Raw genomic sequence first — 13,927 nt, 5'->3', positions numbered from 1 at the left:
AGTACGAGCGCTCCTCTGTAACCGGAACGAATATACCCGGCTGTCACGGGCGGTCTTCCCGCCTGTGCCGGGCCGATAGTCCAAAGACGTCCTGTCGTACGGGCTGCTGCCGCTGTTCGCGGTGCCGCTGGCGGTCCTGCTGCTGGTCCGCCCGCGCCCGCGGGTGCTCGTAGCGCTGGGCGCGGGGCTGGTGGTGGTGCCGGCCGCGTTCACGCTGCTGGGGTTCTGGTGGCCGGACGGCGTCCGCGCCACCCTGGACACCTACCTCATCAGCCGCGGCTCGGCGCAGCGTTCCTACGCCTACTTCCTGTTCGGCGACCTCGCGGTGCTGGGGCTGCTGACGGGTCCCGCGGTCGCGTACGCGCTGCCACGCACGGCGCACGTGCTGTGGCGCGCGGCCCGCACCCGCGCGGTGTCCCCGGCGGCGGCGGTGGCGCTGCCGGCGTGCGCGGCGCTGCTGGGCGTGCTCGTGCTGGACCTGTCGGGGGTCACCAAGGGCGAGGTCGAGCGGATCTGGGTGCCGTTCGCGGCGTGGCTGGTCGCGGCCGCGTCGCTGCATTCGTCCGGATCGGCGCGGGCGGGCGGGGCGCGGTGGTGGCTGGCGGCGCAGGCGGCCACGGCGATCGCCGTCCAGGCCCTGGTGCTGTCTCCCTGGTGATCATCCGCCGGATCGCCCGCCCGGATTCGCCCGCCGGGTCACCAGGGGACGGCGCCGTCGTCGTCGAAGAACCCGCCGGTCGGGCCGCCGTCGGGCAGGGTCGCCATCCGGATCGCGATCGCGGCGCCCTGCTCGGCGGTGCGGGTGATCGTGCGGCCCGCCCGGATGTGCTCGATCGCGAAGTCGGTCGCGCAGGCGCCGGGCGCGACGGCGTTGACCAGGATGCCGGTGTCGCGCAGCTCCTTGGCGTACTGGACGGTCAGCATGTTCAGCGCGGTCTTGGACTGCGGGTAGGACGCCACGGCGCCGAGGTTCCAGAAGTAGTGGTCCGGGTCGGTCATGTGGGTCAGCGACCCGGTGCCGCTGGAGACGTTGACGATCCGGGCGGCGGGCGAGCGGCGCAGCAGCGGCAGCAGCGCGTTGGTCACCCGCATCACGCCGAACAGGTTGGTGTCGAACACGCGGCGGACATGGTCCAGGTCGGCCTGCGAGGGCGGGTCGTTCGGGCCTTCGGAGATGCCGGCGTTGTTGACCAGGACGTCCAGCCGTCCCGGAGAGGCGGTCACGGTGTCGGCGGCGGCCCGGACGCTGTCGTCGTCGGTGACGTCCAGCCGGACGAACCGGACGTCGTGCCCCGCGTCGCGCAGTTCCGCCGCCGCCTTCTCGCCGAGGTCGGGGGTGCGGGCGGCGAGCAGCACGGTCATGCCGCGCGCCGCGAGCCCCTCGGCGACGGCGCGGCCGATTCCCTTGTTGGCCCCGGTGACCAGGGCGACCTTGGCGTTCGTGGGTCGTTCGCTCATGCCCTCGATCCCATCACCGGGGCCCGGGCGGACTCCAACACCGACCGGACCACGATCGATACCCTGAAGGTATGGATTTGGTGGAGACGAGGGAGCTGGCCTACTTCCTGGAGGTCGCCCGGGAGCTGCACTTCGGGCGGGCCGCCGAACGGCTCGGCATCGCGCAGCCGCCGCTGTCGCGCGCGATCGCGCGGCTGGAGCGGCGGCTCGGCGTCCGGCTGCTGGAGCGCACCAGCCGCCGGGTGACGCTGACCCCGGCGGGCGAGACGCTGCTGGCCGAGGGCGGCGCCGCGCTGGCGGCCGTGGAGGCCGCGGTGCTGCGCACCCGCAGGGCCGGCGGGACCGGCGCCCGGCTGGTGCTGGCGATGAAGCCGGGCGGCGACGGCGGCGGGCTGCTGCCGGACGTCCTGGCCGAGTACGAGCGGGAGCCGGACGCGCTGCCGGTGGAGATGGTGTTCGGCTACGGGGCGCGGCAGGCACTGGACGACGGGCGCGCCGACGCCGCCCTGCTGTACGCGCCGCGCGCCGACCTGACCGGCCTGGCCGTCGAGGAACTGGTGGTGGAACCGCAGGTCGTCGTCCTGCCCCGCACCCACCGGCTCGCGGGCCGGGCGCGGGTGTCGATGGCCGACTTGGACGGGGAGGTGCTGCCGCGGACCCCGGCCCGGCCGGGCGGCGACGGGCCGATGGTGACCGACGGGGGCCAGGTGATGCAGCTGATCGCGCTCGGCCGGATGGTGGCGGTGCTGCCGCGGTCCTACCGGCGGCTGCTGCGCGACGACCTCACGGCGGTGCCGGTGCCCGACGCGCCGCCGACGACGCTGGTGCTGGCGTGGCCCGAGGAGTCGCGGTCGCGGGCGCTGGCGGCGTTCGTCCGCGTCACCGCCGCGGTCGCCGCCCGCCACAACGCCCGCCGCAACGCACGCCGGAACACGGAGGCGGGCGCGCTTCGGACCGTCTCTGACCTGCGCTGACGGAGCCGGGCGAAAAAATCCGAGAAAAAGCGGGCCGGGATGTCGATCCGGCGTGCGCCCGTGCGACGCGTCAGTGAAGGCACGAGAAGAGCACGTCGCACGGAAGGACACCGCCATGACCGTCACCCAGATCCTCGCCGCCCCCGCCACCGGCTCCGTCGAGGGCCGCCGCCGCGTCCTGCGCCGCGTCCTGTGGACCGCGCAGGTCCTCATCGCCGCGTTCCTGTTCTTCGCCTCGGCGATGCCGAAGTTCGCCGGGCAGGCCGACGCGGTCGAGACCTTCACCAGGATCGGCTGGGGGCAGTGGTTCCGGTACGTGACCGGGACCGTCGAGGCCGCCGGCGCGATCGGGCTGATGGTCCCGCGGCTGGCCGGGTTCGCCGCGACCGCGCTGATCGGCCTGCTGGCGGGCGCGGTCCTCACCCACCTGCTGGTGCTGGACGCCGCGTGGGCGCTGTTCCCCGCCGCGCTCGCCGCCGTCTGCGCGGTGATCGGCTGGGACCGCCGCGCCGAGACCCGGGACCTGCTGCGCTCGGTCGCCGGCCTGCTCCGCCGCTGACGGCACCGCGCCGAGGCCCGGCCCCGGACGCCGGGGGAGTCAGGCGCCGGGCCAGGTGATGAGGGCGCGCCCCCAGGTCAGGCCGGCGCCGAACCCGGCGAGCAGCACCAGGTCGCCGCCGCCGACGCGGCCGGTGCGCACGGCGCGGTCCAGGGCGTAGGGGAGGCTGGCGGCGCCGATGTTGCCGACGTCCTCCCCTGCGATCATCAGCTGGTCCGGTTCGAGGCCGGCGTCCCCGGCCAGCGACGCCACCAGCCGCGGGTTGGGCTGGTGCGGGACGACCAGGGCGAGGTCGGCGGGCTTGATCCCGGCGTCCTCGCACGCCTCGGCGACCATCCGGGGCAGGGCGCCGGCGATGAAGTCGCGGACGGCGCGGCCGTCCATGTGGATGGTGTGGCCGAGATCGGCCAGTGTGGCGGCATCGGCGGGCCGTCTGGAGCCGCCGGCGGGGATGAGGACGTCGTCGGCGCGGGTGCCGTCCGAGCCGAGCGTCACCGGCCCGATCCCGTAGGGGGCGGGGACGGGCCCGACGACCGCGGCGGCGGCGCCGTCGCCGAACAGCGCCGCGGTGCCGCGGTCGGCGGGGTCGAGGAACCGCGAGTACACCTCGACGCCGATGACCAGCGCGTACGGGGCGGCGCCGCGCTGGGCGGCGAGCCAGCCGAGGGCGGCCTGCAGCCCGAACACGAACCCGGTGCAGGCGGCGGCGACGTCGAAGGCGGCGGCGCCGCGGGCGCCGAGCAGCGCCTGCACGCGGCAGGCGGTGGAGGGACCGAGCTCGTCGGGGGTGGAGGTGCCGAGGACGATCAGCCCGAGGTCGTCGGGCCGCAGCCCGGCCGCGTCGAGGGCCTCGCGCGCGGCGGCGGCGGCGAGGTCGGAGGCGGCCTGCGCGGGCGCGGCGGTGTGCCGGTTGCGGATGCCGGTGCGCCGCTCGATCCAGTCCTCGTCCAGGCCGAGCGAGCGCGCCACCTCGGTGCTGGGGACGCGCCGTTCCGGCAGGTAGGAGCCGGTTCCGCGGATCGCCCACCGGGTGTGCGCGGGCTGCTGGTCGCTCCAGGTCATGCGTCGCTCCCCCCAACCGGCGGTGAGGCCGGTGGTCGTGGCCGGGCCCGGCACGGGCGGGAGACCGATCTCCGGTCCGTCCGTTGCACCGATGGTTGCCAGGCCGATTCCATGAGTGAATAATCCCATTTCAGGATTTGCGTTCCATAACTCCTCGATAAGCGGCCATTATCCGAAAAGAAAAGAGAGCCTTCCTTCCAGGTAAGGAGACCTCGCGTGTCCCACACCTCTTTCCAGCCGGACGGCCCCTTCGACCCCGCCGGGGAGCTCAAACCCGATGACGTCTGCGCGTTCCTGTTCGCCGGGACGGGTTCGGCGGGCGTCCCCGACCTGCCCTCCCTGGCACGTTCCGGTCCCGCCGCCGCGCGCGCCGCCGCCGACGTCCTGGACGCCGTCCAGGAGGGCCTGCCGGACGGCTGGCCCTCGCTGCGCGCGATCCTGCTGGAGGACCCCGCCGGGTACCGGGCCGCGGCCCGCGCCCCCGGCGTCGCCCAGCTCGCCGGCTACGCCTCCTCCGTCGCCGTCGACCGCGCCCTGCGCGCGATGGGCGTGCAGCCCGGCTTCGCCGTCGGGCAGAGCTTCGGGGAGATCGCCGCGATGGTGTGCGCGGGCGTGTTCGCCATCGCCGACGGCGCCCGGATGGCCGTCAGCCTCGTCGAGGTCCTCGCCCGGCGCGGCGCGGGCGGCGGGATGGCGCTGCTGGAGGCCGGCGAGGACGGCGCCCGCGCCTGCATCGACGCCGCCGCCGCGCCCGAGGTCGTCGTCGCGTGCCTCAACGCCCCGTCGGTCACCGTCGTCTCCGGCCCCGACGCCCCGCTGGAGGCGGTGCTGGAGACCGCCCGCGCAACCGGGGTGCGGGCCGTCCGGCTCGCCGTGCCCTACCTGTCGCACCATCCCGCGATGGCCGGCGCCGACGACGAGTGGTACGCCACGATCCGCGCCTTCCCGCAGCGGCCCCTGGAGCTGGTCGTGCACTCGCCGGTCCGCGGGCGCGCCTACCGCGACGACGACGACCTGCACCGGGCGCTGGCCGACTGCATCGTCAAGCCCGTCCGACTGCCGGAGGCGCTGCGCGCCGTGCACGCCGCCGGCGCGACGGTGTTCGCCGAGGCCGGATCGGGCAACGCGCTGTGCCAGTGCGCCCGCCTCAGCGTCCCGGACGCGCAGACCTTCCTGGTCCCGCTGCGCGACCGGCCCCGCGGGGACGCGCCGCGCCCCCGCGCCACCGAGACCGCCCGCGGCGCCGCCGACGCGATCGGGCCGGACGGCCCGCCGGTCGGCAAGTCCGCGCCCGGCATCACCCCCGACCCGCAGGTCTGACCCCGTCCGACCACTCCGTCCCGACAGGAGAGCAGCGTGATGGGCATGTCCATGGGCACCTCCCCCGATGGCGACCTCGCCGGTTTCGTGCGCGGCGCGTCCCCAGGCCCCAAGCTCCGGGAGCGGTTCGCCGACGCCGTCCCCGAGGAGTTCTTCAGCTACCCCGGCGGGCTCACCGCCCGCGACCACCAGGCCCTCACCTACGCGCGGATGCGGCGCGCCGGGCTCGCCGCGCCGCCCGGGTCGGAGCTGCTGGACGACCCGCCGGCGCTGTGCGCGCTGCTGGAACGCGCCGCGATCGCCGACCCGGCGCTGTTCCACGTGATGATGCTGCACTACACCCTGGCGCTCGGCCCGATCGTGCGGTTCGGCGCCGGCCAGGACGGCCCGAACGCCGCCCGCGAGGCGCTGGAGTCGATGGACTCGTTCGGGACGCTGCTGATGACCGAGGTCGGCCGCAGCAACAGCCACCTGTCCCCGCGCACCATCGCCCGCCACGACCCCGCCACCGGCGGTTTCGTGCTGCACACCCCCGACGTGCAGGCCGCCAAGTTCCCCACCAGCACCGCCCACCCCGACCTGCCCAAGACCGCCTGCGTGTACGCCACCCTCGTGCACGGCGGTGAGGAGCGCGGGGTGTTCGTGTTCGCGGTGCCGGTCCGCGGCCCCGACGGCTCCGTCCCGCCCGGCGTGCGGGTGGTGCCGGCCCCCGAGACGACCGGCCTGCAGGTCGACTACGCGGCCGTGCTGCTGGAGGACCTGCACGTCCCCTACGAGGCGTGGCTACGCGACGGCGCCCGCATCGACGCCGACGGCTCCTTCCACGACCCCGCCGGGTCGCCCGCCGCGCGGCTGACCCGCTCGATGGGCATCGCGCCGGCGGTGTGGCGCTCGGTGATCTCCGCGTCCGCCGCGATCACCCGCGCGTCCGCCGGGATGCTGCTGGCCCACTCGGCGGGCCGCTCCACCCTCGGCCGCCTGGCGCCGCGCCGCCCGCTGACCGACTACCGCAACCAGCAGGAGGCGGTGCTGGGCGCGCTGGCGTCGGCGTACGCGCTGACGGCGGTCGCCGCCCACGTCAAGGTCCGCCGGACCTCCGCCGACGCGCCCTCCGGCGGCCCGCAGACCGCCTGGGCGCCGTGGTCGGCGGTCGACCGGGACCTGGCGCTGCTGAAGGCGGCCTCCACCGTCACCGCGCAGGAGACGGTGTCGATGTGCCGAGTGCATTCGGGCGCGCCCGGGTTCGCGGCGGTCGAGCGCCTCAACGCCTACCGGGGCCTCGCCCACGCCTACATGAACGCCGGCGGCGACAACGAGCTGATCCTGTACGACACGGCGCGGGCGATGGCCGACCTGGACCGCTACACCCCGCCCGAGGCGGTGCCGGGCCCGCCCGACGACGGGGACCTGGACTCGCCGCGGGTGTGGCTGTTCCTGGCGCGCGAGGTCGAGCGGCGGGTGCGCGACCGGCTCGCCGAACGGGTCCGGGGGGCCGCCGACGCGGGCGCCGACCCCTTCACCGCCTGGAACGACAACCTCGTGCTCGCCGCGCAGACCGCGACCGCGTGCGCCGACCGCGTCACGCTGGAGATCTGCGACGCGGCGCTGGACGGCGGCCCGGCGGCGCTGCGCCCCGTGCTGCGCCTGAACGCCCTGAACTGGATGGCGCGCCGCGCCGGCGGCCTGCTCGACGAGGGCGTGGTGCCGCCCGGCTGGCTGCAGGACGTGCACGCGGCGCGGCGGCGGGCCTGCGACGAGCTCGCGCCGCGCGCCGGGGAGCTGGCGGCGGCGTTCGAGCTGCCCCCGGTGATCACCGCGCCGACGGCGTTCCTCACCGGCGGCTGACCCGCCCCGCGGCGGCGAACCCGCACGCCACGCCGGTCATCGGCGAAAGCGGCGGGGGAACCGGCGGGGACTGGCTACCGTTCTGCTTAGACAGGCCGCGGGTGACCGTCATCCGCCCGGTCCGATACGGAGGTAGGCACAGTGGGAGTCAGTCTGAGCAAGGGCGGCAACGTCTCGTTGACCAAGGAGGCTCCCGGACTGACCGCGGTCGTGGTGGGTCTGGGCTGGGACGTGCGCACGACCACCGGAACCGACTTCGACCTGGACGCCAGCGCGCTGCTGTGCTCGGCGGAGAACAAGGTGCTGTCGGACCAGCACTTCGTGTTCTTCAACAACCTGAAGAGCCCGGACGGGTCGGTGGAGCACACCGGCGACAACCTGACCGGTGAGGGCGAGGGCGACGACGAGCAGATCAAGGTGGACCTGCAGACCGTCCCGGCCGAGGTCGCCAAGATCGTGTTCCCGGTGTCGATCTACGACGCCGACGGCCGGCAGCAGAACTTCGGGCAGGTCCGCAACGCCTTCATCCGGGTGGTCAACCAGGCCGGCGGCGGGGAGATCGCCCGCTACGACCTGACCGAGGACGCCTCCACCGAGACCGCGATGGTGTTCGGCGAGCTGTACCGCAACGGGGCGGAGTGGAAGTTCCGCGCGGTCGGCCAGGGGTACGCCTCCGGGCTGGCGGGCATCGCCGCCGACTTCGGCGTGAACGTCTGAGGACGTCCGACGGCGTCTGACCGCGTCGGGACCGGAGGGGCGGGGCCTGCGCCCCGCCCCTCCGGCGCTCTCGGAGGTAGCCGGGGTCAGTCGACGGGGACGACGGCGAGGGCCTCCACCTCGATGAGCAGGTCGTCGCGGACCAGCCCGGACACCTGGATCAGGGACGCGGCGGGGTCGACGCCGTCCGGCAGCATCTGCGTGCGGACGGCGCGCACGACGCCGACCGCGCTGGCGTCGAGCAGGAAGTAGCCGAGCCGGATCACGTGCTCCCAGCGGGCGCCGGCGGCCGCGAGCGCCGCCTCCAGGTTGGTGAACACCTGCCGGGTCTGGGCCTCCAGGTCGCCGGGGCCGACGAGGTTTCCCTCGCCGTCGACGGCGATCTGGCCGCTGACCACGACGAGGCGCCCGGGGACGTCCACCGACACCACATGGCTGTAGCCGGGGCCGGGCGCCAGGCCCGGTGCGTTGATCTGGCGGACGGCGCCGCCGCTGGGTCGCTGTTGTTCGCTCACGTGATCACGTTAACCGGCGCGCCCGGGGGTGGACGGGCGCGCCGGCGTCGCGGTGGCGGGGGTCAGCCGAGCAGTTCGCTGCGCAGCCGGGTCTTGAGTATCTTCCCGCCGGGGTTGCGCGGCAGTCCCTCGTCGCGGAACCAGAAGTGGACGGGCACCTTGAACGCGGCGATCCGCTCGCGCAGGAACGCCTGGATCTCCTCGGGGGCCGGCGCGGTGCCGGGCCGGGGCACGACGACGGCGCCGACCTCCTCGCCGAGCACGTCGTGGGGGACGCCGATGACGGCGCAGTCGGCGACGGCGGGATGCTCGTAGAGCGCGGCCTCCACCTCGGCGCAGTAGATGTTCTCGCCGCCGCGGATCAGCATGTCCTTGGCGCGGTCGACGATGTAGACGAACCCGTCGTCGTCGACGCGGGCCAGGTCGCCGCTGTGGAACCAGCCGTCCGCGAACGCCTGCGCGGTCGCCTCCGGCTTGTTCCAGTACCCCTTGATGACGTTGGGGCCGGCGATGAGCAGCTCGCCGACCTCGCCCGGTGGGAGGTCCTGGCCGGTGGCGGGGTCGACGACCCGCACGTCGCAGACGGCGACGGGCGGGCCGACGCTGTCGGGGTGCTCCAGGTAGTTCACGCCGCCGTTGTAGGTGGTGACCGAGGAGGTCTCGGTGAGGCCGTAGCCGTTGCCGGGGACCCGCTGGGGCAGCCGCTCCTTGATCTTGTCGACGAGGGCGGGCGCGGCGGGGGCGCCGCCGTAGCTGACGCCGGTGAGGCTGGAGGTGTCGTACTTGTCGAAGTCGGGGGAGGTCAGCACCTGCCACGCCATGGTGGGCACGCCGCCGAACCCGGTGACGCGCTCGCGCTCGATCAGCTGCAGCGCCTTGGTGACGTCCCACTTGTACATCAGCACGACGGTGCCGCCCTGCAGGGCGCTGCTGACCAGGACCGAGTGGCAGCCGGTGGCGTGGAAGAACGGGACGCTCAGCAGGGTGACGCGGGGCTGCGGCCGGGTGAGCTGCTCGATCGTGGCGCCGGCGCGCACACCGGCCGACAGCAGCCCGTAGGCGAGGCTGACCGGGTTGGTGGTGATGTTGCGGTGGGTGCCGAGGGCGCCCTTGGAGCGTCCGGTGGTGCCGGAGGTGTAGAAGATCGTGGCGTCGTCCTCGGGGCCGATCGCCACGTCCGGCAGGGCGCCCGCGCCGTCCGCGCCGTCCGTGCCGTCTGCGAGCGCCCTTGCGAGGGCGGCGTCGAAGTCCTCGCCGCCGGCGGGCGGGGCGCCGGCGGGGCGGGCGACCAGCAGCGGGATGCCGAGGCCGGGCAGGACCCCGGCGAGGCGCTCGGCGCGTTCGGCGTCGGCGATGAGGAGCCTGGCGCCGCTGTCGCGCAGCCCGTACTCCAGCTCGTCGGCGCTCCACCAGGCGTTCAGCGGGACGACGACGGCGCCGGCGACGGCGGCTCCGAAGAACGCCACCGACCATTCGGGGTAGTTGCGCATCGCGATCGCGACGCGGTCGCCCTTGGCGATCCCGTGCTCGGCGACCAGCAGCCGCCCGAACGCCGCCGCGCGGCGGTGGTGCTCGGCGAAGCTCAGCCGGTCGTCCTCGTAGACCAGGAACGGGGCGTCGCCGTGGCCGCGCGACAGTTCCAGGATCTCGCGCAGGGTGGTCGGGGCGTTCTTCCAGACGCGGGTTCTGACGCCGCGGATGTCGACCTCGTCCATCTCGAACAGCTGGCCCGGGGCCGTCAGCCGGGCTCTGACCTCGGCGATGCTCGTCAGTTCGGGGCCGTTCACTTCGCGGCTCTGCACGCGCGCCTCCCGCGGACCGTACCGGCGCGCCGCCGCGCGGCCCTTACACCGAACGCGGTTCGGCGCACCGTGGGGCAAATCTATGATTTGTCTCACTCGCTGGTCAACGGTCCGCGGTCCGCCCGGCGCCCGTCCCGCACCCGCACGGCCCGCGCCGGGCTCCGCCGCCGCCCTACCGGCCGGTTCACCCGGCGACACCCCCGCGGACCGTTCCACTCGAAGATCCCGACCTGCGACAATGGGGACATGACCGAGCGCAAGCCGATCGAGTACTGGCTGTCGGACATGGACGGCGTGCTGGTGCACGAGGGCCACCCCGTCCCCGGCGCCGACGAGTTCATCCGCAGGCTCGCCGCCTCCGGCAAGCCGTTCCTCGTGCTGACCAACAACTCGATCTACACCCGCCGCGACCTGTCGGCGCGGCTGGCCGCGGTCGGGCTGCAGGTCCCGGCCGAGTTCATCTGGACCTCGGCGCTGGCCACCGCGCGGTTCCTGGCCGACCAGCGGCCCGAGGGATCGGCGTACGTGATCGGCGAGGCGGGGCTGACCACAGCGCTGCACGAGGCCGACTACGTCCTCACCGACATCCGGCCCGACTACGTGGTGCTGGGAGAGACCCGCACCTACAGCTTCTCCCAGATCACCCAGGCGATCCGGCTGATCGAGGGCGGCGCGCGGTTCGTGGCGACCAACCCCGACCCGATCGGCCCGTCCCAGGAGGGCTCGCTGCCCGCCTGCGGCGCCGTCGCCGCCCTGATCACCCGCGCGACGGGGGTGGAGCCGTACTTCGTCGGCAAGCCGAACCCGCTGATGATGCGGACCGCGCTGAACGTGGTCGGCGGGCACAGCGAGCAGACCGCGATGGTCGGCGACCGGATGGACACCGACATCGTCGCCGGCGTGGAGGCGGGCCTGGAGACGATCCTGGTGCTGACCGGGGTGACCCGCAAGGACGAGGTGGGCCGCTTCCCGTTCCGCCCGCACCGGGTGGTGCCGTCCATCGCCGACCTGATCGAGCTGATCGACGCCTGATCGCCCTGACCGGCTTCGGATCGCCCTCGGGCCGCTCTTCGCCCGGCGTCAGACCGATACGATCAGGGCGAAATCGACAATAGGCGCCGTGGTGCGTTCGTGCAGGTCGAGGGCTCGGTGGCGCGCGGCGGGAGCGGCCGGCGGTCCGCGGCCCGGCCTGCCGCCGGACGCCCGCGGGCGCCCTGGCCGAGCGGAGCGCCGTGCACGACCTCCAGGACCCTTCCGCCCCCTCGCGCCCGCCGGGCGGTAGGCCGCGCCGCCGCCGTACCGCGGTGATCGCGGTCGGCGTCGCCGCGGTACTGGGCGTCGGCGCCGCCGGCGGCGCCTGGCTGACGCTCGGCCACGACGACGACCGCGTCCCGGCCGCCGCCCCGACGTCGGAGGCGGTGTCGGCGTCACCGCAGGCGTCCGGGCGGACCCCGGGCGGGACGGGCCGGGCGGGCAGGACGGCGGTGAAGGGGCCGGTGGTGAACGGCCGCCGCCAGCCGCCCCGCGTCCGCATCCCCCGGTCGGCGAGCGGCCGGTACGCCGTGGTCCCGGGCACGGCGAAGCCGAAGGGGACGCGCGGCACCCTCGTCCGGTACACGGTGGAGGTCGAGCGGGGCCTGCCGATCGCGGGCGCGGAGTTCGCGGCGGAGGTGCAGCGGGTCCTCAACGACCCGCGCAGCTGGGGGCACGGCGGCACCATGCGGTTCGAGCGGGTGAGCCGCGGGCCGGTGCGGTTCCGGGTGTCGCTGTCGAGCCCGGCGCTCACCGACCGGATGTGCGCGCCGCTGGTCACCGGCGGGGAGCTGTCGTGCCGGCAGGGGAACCGCTCGGTCATCAACGCCCTGCGCTACGGCGAGGGCGCCGCGTCCTACGGCCGCGACCTGGCCTCCTACCGCGAGTACGTGATCAACCACGAGGTCGGGCACGCGCTCGGCCACGGCCACCTGCAGTGCCCGGGCAAGGGGCGTCCCGCGCCGGTGATGGTGCAGCAGACCAAGTCGCTGTACGGGTGCGCGCCGAACCCGTGGCCGTTCCCCAAGGGCTGACCCCGGCCCCCCGGAGCGGCGCCTAGACTCGGGGCCGACATGCGCATGATCAGAGGCGGGGGCTCCCGCGAGCTGGAGATCCGCCGGTCCCGGTTCGTGTGCACGCTGGCGCGCGCGGCGGACGAGGCCGAGGCGGTGGAGTTCCTGGCGCGGCACCGCCGCGCGCACCGCGACGCCACCCACAACTGCTCGGCGTACGTCGTCGGCGAGCACGGCGAGATCACCAAGAGCAGCGACGACGGGGAGCCGGCCGGGACGGCGGGGATCCCGATGCTGGAGGTGCTGGTGCGGCGGGGCCTGACCGGCACGGTCGCGGTGGTCACCCGCTACTTCGGCGGGGTGAAGCTCGGCGCGGGCGGGCTGGTGCGCGCCTACGGGCAGGCGGTGTCGGAGGCGGTCGACGCGGTCGGGGTGGTGGAGCTGCGGCCGGTGCTGACGGTGACGGTGCGGGTGGAGCACGCGCTGGCGGGCCGGTTCCTGGGGGATCTGCACGGGCGCGGCGTCCAGCCGTCCGACGTCCGCTACGGCGACGCGGTGGAGGCGGACGTGGCGGTGCCGCTGGCGGAGGTGGAGGCGTTCGAGGCGTGGGCGGCGCAGGTCACCGCGGGCCGCGCCGCCGTGGCCCGCGGCGCGCCCGGCCACGTCGAGGTTCCGGTCTGACGGACGCCCGGCGCCGGGGTGCGGCCCCGGGCGGCCCGCACCCCGGGGCTTTCGGGGTCATGTGCTGAGGAAGTCCTCCAGGGCGGGGGCCAGGACGTCGGGGGCGACGTCGTGGGTCTGGCCGTCCAGGACGCGGTGGGCGCCCGCGGGCAGCAGGGCGGCGAGGCGCCGGGCGGCGTCGCGCATCCAGGCCGGGCTCGCGCCGCCGGCCAGCACCAGCGCCGGGACGGTGACGGCGGCGGCGGTCGCGGCGGGCAGGACGCCTCCGGCGGCGTCGTCCATGACGGCCGAGTCGTAGGCGAGGGTCGGCGCGAGCGCCTCCAGGGCGGGCCACATCGGGGCGCGGCGCATCTGGGCGAGGAGTTCGGCGGGCATGCCGACGCCGGTCATGAACAGCTCCAGGGCGTCGCCGGGGCGGCCCTGTCGCAGGCGGCGGTTCAGCTCGGCGGCCTGGTCGCGGGTGCGCCGGACGCGGTCCGGCTCGTCGGGGGTGAACGGGGGTTCGTAGAGGGCGAGGCGGGTGATGGGCAGGCCGTGCGCGGCGGCCCGCAGGGCCAGCACGGCGCCCGACGACATCCCGTACACCGCGGCCTGGCCGCCGGCGGCGTCGATGACGGCGGCCAGGTCCTCGATCTCGCGGTCGACGGTGTAGGGGGCGGTGTCGCCGCTGTCGCCGCGTCCCCGGCGGTCGTAGGCGAGGACGGTGCGGCGGGAGGCGAGCAGGCCGGCGAGGGCAGCGGCCGATCCGCGGTCGTTAAGCGCGCCGCCCACGCACACCAGGGCCGGTCCTCGGCCGGTGCGGTCGTAGGCGATGGGGGTGCCGTCCTTGGAGTGCACGGTGTCCATGAGCGGTGTCCTTTCGGGTGCGTCGGTCGCCTCTGGCGGGCCGCTGTGCGCGGCCCGTTCGCGTCACCGACGTACGGGCGGGCCGCGAACGGACACCCCCGCG

14 protein-coding genes are annotated in these 13,927 nt (G+C 75.2%); 9 read left to right on the top strand and 5 right to left on the bottom strand.

Features of this window, described 5'->3' with window-relative positions:
- Positions 1 to 121 precede the first annotated feature (121 nt).
- Positions 122 to 658, top strand: a complete 537-nt coding sequence (locus ABT299_RS41455; RefSeq protein WP_500254103.1) for a hypothetical protein — start codon at positions 122 to 124, stop codon at positions 656 to 658.
- Between the two features lie 38 nt (positions 659 to 696).
- On the opposite strand, the gene ABT299_RS41450 is transcribed toward ABT299_RS41455, so the two are convergent.
- Entirely contained in the window at positions 697 to 1,458 is a 762-nt protein-coding gene (locus ABT299_RS41450; protein WP_190856724.1) for an SDR family oxidoreductase, read from the bottom strand.
- Positions 1,459 to 1,529: 71 nt separating this feature from the next.
- Between ABT299_RS41450 and ABT299_RS41445 the strand changes: the two genes are divergently transcribed.
- On the top strand, positions 1,530 to 2,432 hold the full coding sequence (locus tag ABT299_RS41445; RefSeq protein ID WP_387018767.1) for a LysR family transcriptional regulator: 903 nt from the start codon (positions 1,530 to 1,532) through the stop codon (positions 2,430 to 2,432).
- A 115-nt stretch (positions 2,433 to 2,547) separates the two neighbouring features.
- Positions 2,548 to 2,991: a DoxX family protein gene (locus ABT299_RS41440; protein ID WP_500254102.1), complete on the top strand. Its 444-nt coding sequence runs from the start codon at positions 2,548 to 2,550 to the stop codon at positions 2,989 to 2,991.
- Positions 2,992 to 3,030: 39 nt separating this feature from the next.
- Here ABT299_RS41440 and ABT299_RS41435 read toward each other — a convergent pair whose 3' ends face one another.
- Positions 3,031 to 4,053 carry a 3-oxoacyl-ACP synthase III family protein gene (locus ABT299_RS41435; protein WP_387018772.1) on the bottom strand — a complete coding sequence of 341 codons (1,023 nt, stop codon included), beginning with the start codon at positions 4,051 to 4,053 and terminating at the stop codon, positions 3,031 to 3,033.
- 216 nt (positions 4,054 to 4,269) lie between these two features.
- Here ABT299_RS41435 and ABT299_RS41430 point away from each other — a divergent pair, with 216 nt between their 5' ends.
- The 3 genes from ABT299_RS41430 to ABT299_RS41420 all read left to right on the top strand — a co-directional run bounded on the left by ABT299_RS41430 (position 4,270) and on the right by ABT299_RS41420 (position 7,935).
- Positions 4,270 to 5,373 carry an ACP S-malonyltransferase gene (locus tag ABT299_RS41430; protein WP_500254101.1) on the top strand — a complete coding sequence of 368 codons (1,104 nt, stop codon included), beginning with the start codon at positions 4,270 to 4,272 and terminating at the stop codon, positions 5,371 to 5,373.
- A gap of 45 nt (positions 5,374 to 5,418) precedes the next feature.
- The gene (locus tag ABT299_RS41425) at positions 5,419 to 7,218 is read left to right on the top strand and encodes an acyl-CoA dehydrogenase family protein (RefSeq protein WP_500254100.1); all 1,800 of its coding nucleotides are present in this window, start codon (positions 5,419 to 5,421) and stop codon (positions 7,216 to 7,218) included.
- A 141-nt stretch (positions 7,219 to 7,359) separates the two neighbouring features.
- The gene (locus tag ABT299_RS41420; RefSeq protein ID WP_190856718.1) at positions 7,360 to 7,935 is read left to right on the top strand and encodes a TerD family protein; all 576 of its coding nucleotides are present in this window, start codon (positions 7,360 to 7,362) and stop codon (positions 7,933 to 7,935) included.
- A gap of 86 nt (positions 7,936 to 8,021) precedes the next feature.
- On the opposite strand, the gene ABT299_RS41415 is transcribed toward ABT299_RS41420, so the two are convergent.
- Positions 8,022 to 8,450 (bottom strand): Rid family hydrolase, encoded by a 429-nt coding sequence (locus ABT299_RS41415; RefSeq protein ID WP_190856717.1) that lies wholly within the window; start codon positions 8,448 to 8,450, stop codon positions 8,022 to 8,024.
- A 62-nt stretch (positions 8,451 to 8,512) separates the two neighbouring features.
- Positions 8,513 to 10,252, bottom strand: coding sequence for a class I adenylate-forming enzyme family protein (locus ABT299_RS41410; RefSeq protein WP_500254099.1), 1,740 nt, complete (start codon positions 10,250 to 10,252; stop codon positions 8,513 to 8,515).
- Positions 10,253 to 10,498: 246 nt separating this feature from the next.
- Between ABT299_RS41410 and ABT299_RS41405 the strand changes: the two genes are divergently transcribed.
- The 3 genes from ABT299_RS41405 (at position 10,499) to ABT299_RS41395 (ending at position 12,978) form a co-directional block, all read left to right on the top strand.
- On the top strand, positions 10,499 to 11,284 hold the full coding sequence (locus ABT299_RS41405; RefSeq protein WP_190856716.1) for an HAD-IIA family hydrolase: 786 nt from the start codon (positions 10,499 to 10,501) through the stop codon (positions 11,282 to 11,284).
- A gap of 272 nt (positions 11,285 to 11,556) precedes the next feature.
- A complete protein-coding gene (locus tag ABT299_RS41400; RefSeq protein ID WP_500254098.1) occupies positions 11,557 to 12,318 on the top strand; it encodes a DUF3152 domain-containing protein in 762 nt (253 codons plus the stop codon).
- 39 nt (positions 12,319 to 12,357) lie between these two features.
- Complete coding sequence (locus ABT299_RS41395; RefSeq protein WP_190856715.1) at positions 12,358 to 12,978, top strand: IMPACT family protein; 621 nt, start codon at positions 12,358 to 12,360, stop codon at positions 12,976 to 12,978.
- Positions 12,979 to 13,035: 57 nt separating this feature from the next.
- Here ABT299_RS41395 and ABT299_RS41390 read toward each other — a convergent pair whose 3' ends face one another.
- Complete coding sequence (locus ABT299_RS41390; RefSeq protein ID WP_500254097.1) at positions 13,036 to 13,824, bottom strand: alpha/beta fold hydrolase; 789 nt, start codon at positions 13,822 to 13,824, stop codon at positions 13,036 to 13,038.
- Positions 13,825 to 13,927 lie beyond the last annotated feature (103 nt).

Source organism: Spirillospora sp. NPDC000708, assembly GCF_040299565.1.
Taxonomy (GTDB): domain Bacteria; phylum Actinomycetota; class Actinomycetes; order Streptosporangiales; family Streptosporangiaceae; genus Spirillospora.
The sequence above is the reverse complement of the archived record's forward strand: the minus strand, read 5'-3'. Positions and strand labels throughout refer to the sequence as shown.

Excerpts from the sequence above, each read along its gene's own strand:
- ABT299_RS41450 (WP_190856724.1), bottom strand. The coding sequence starts at position 1,458 with ATGAGCGAACGACCCACGAACGCCAAGGTCGCCCTGGTCACCGGGGCC.
- ABT299_RS41445 (WP_387018767.1), top strand. The coding sequence starts at position 1,530 with ATGGATTTGGTGGAGACGAGGGAGCTGGCCTACTTCCTGGAGGTCGCC.
- ABT299_RS41440 (WP_500254102.1), top strand. The coding sequence starts at position 2,548 with ATGACCGTCACCCAGATCCTCGCCGCCCCCGCCACCGGCTCCGTCGAG.
- ABT299_RS41435 (WP_387018772.1), bottom strand. The coding sequence starts at position 4,053 with ATGACCTGGAGCGACCAGCAGCCCGCGCACACCCGGTGGGCGATCCGC.
- ABT299_RS41425 (WP_500254100.1), top strand. The coding sequence starts at position 5,419 with ATGTCCATGGGCACCTCCCCCGATGGCGACCTCGCCGGTTTCGTGCGC.
- ABT299_RS41405 (WP_190856716.1), top strand. The coding sequence starts at position 10,499 with ATGACCGAGCGCAAGCCGATCGAGTACTGGCTGTCGGACATGGACGGC.
- ABT299_RS41395 (WP_190856715.1), top strand. The coding sequence starts at position 12,358 with ATGCGCATGATCAGAGGCGGGGGCTCCCGCGAGCTGGAGATCCGCCGG.
- ABT299_RS41390 (WP_500254097.1), bottom strand. The coding sequence starts at position 13,824 with ATGGACACCGTGCACTCCAAGGACGGCACCCCCATCGCCTACGACCGC.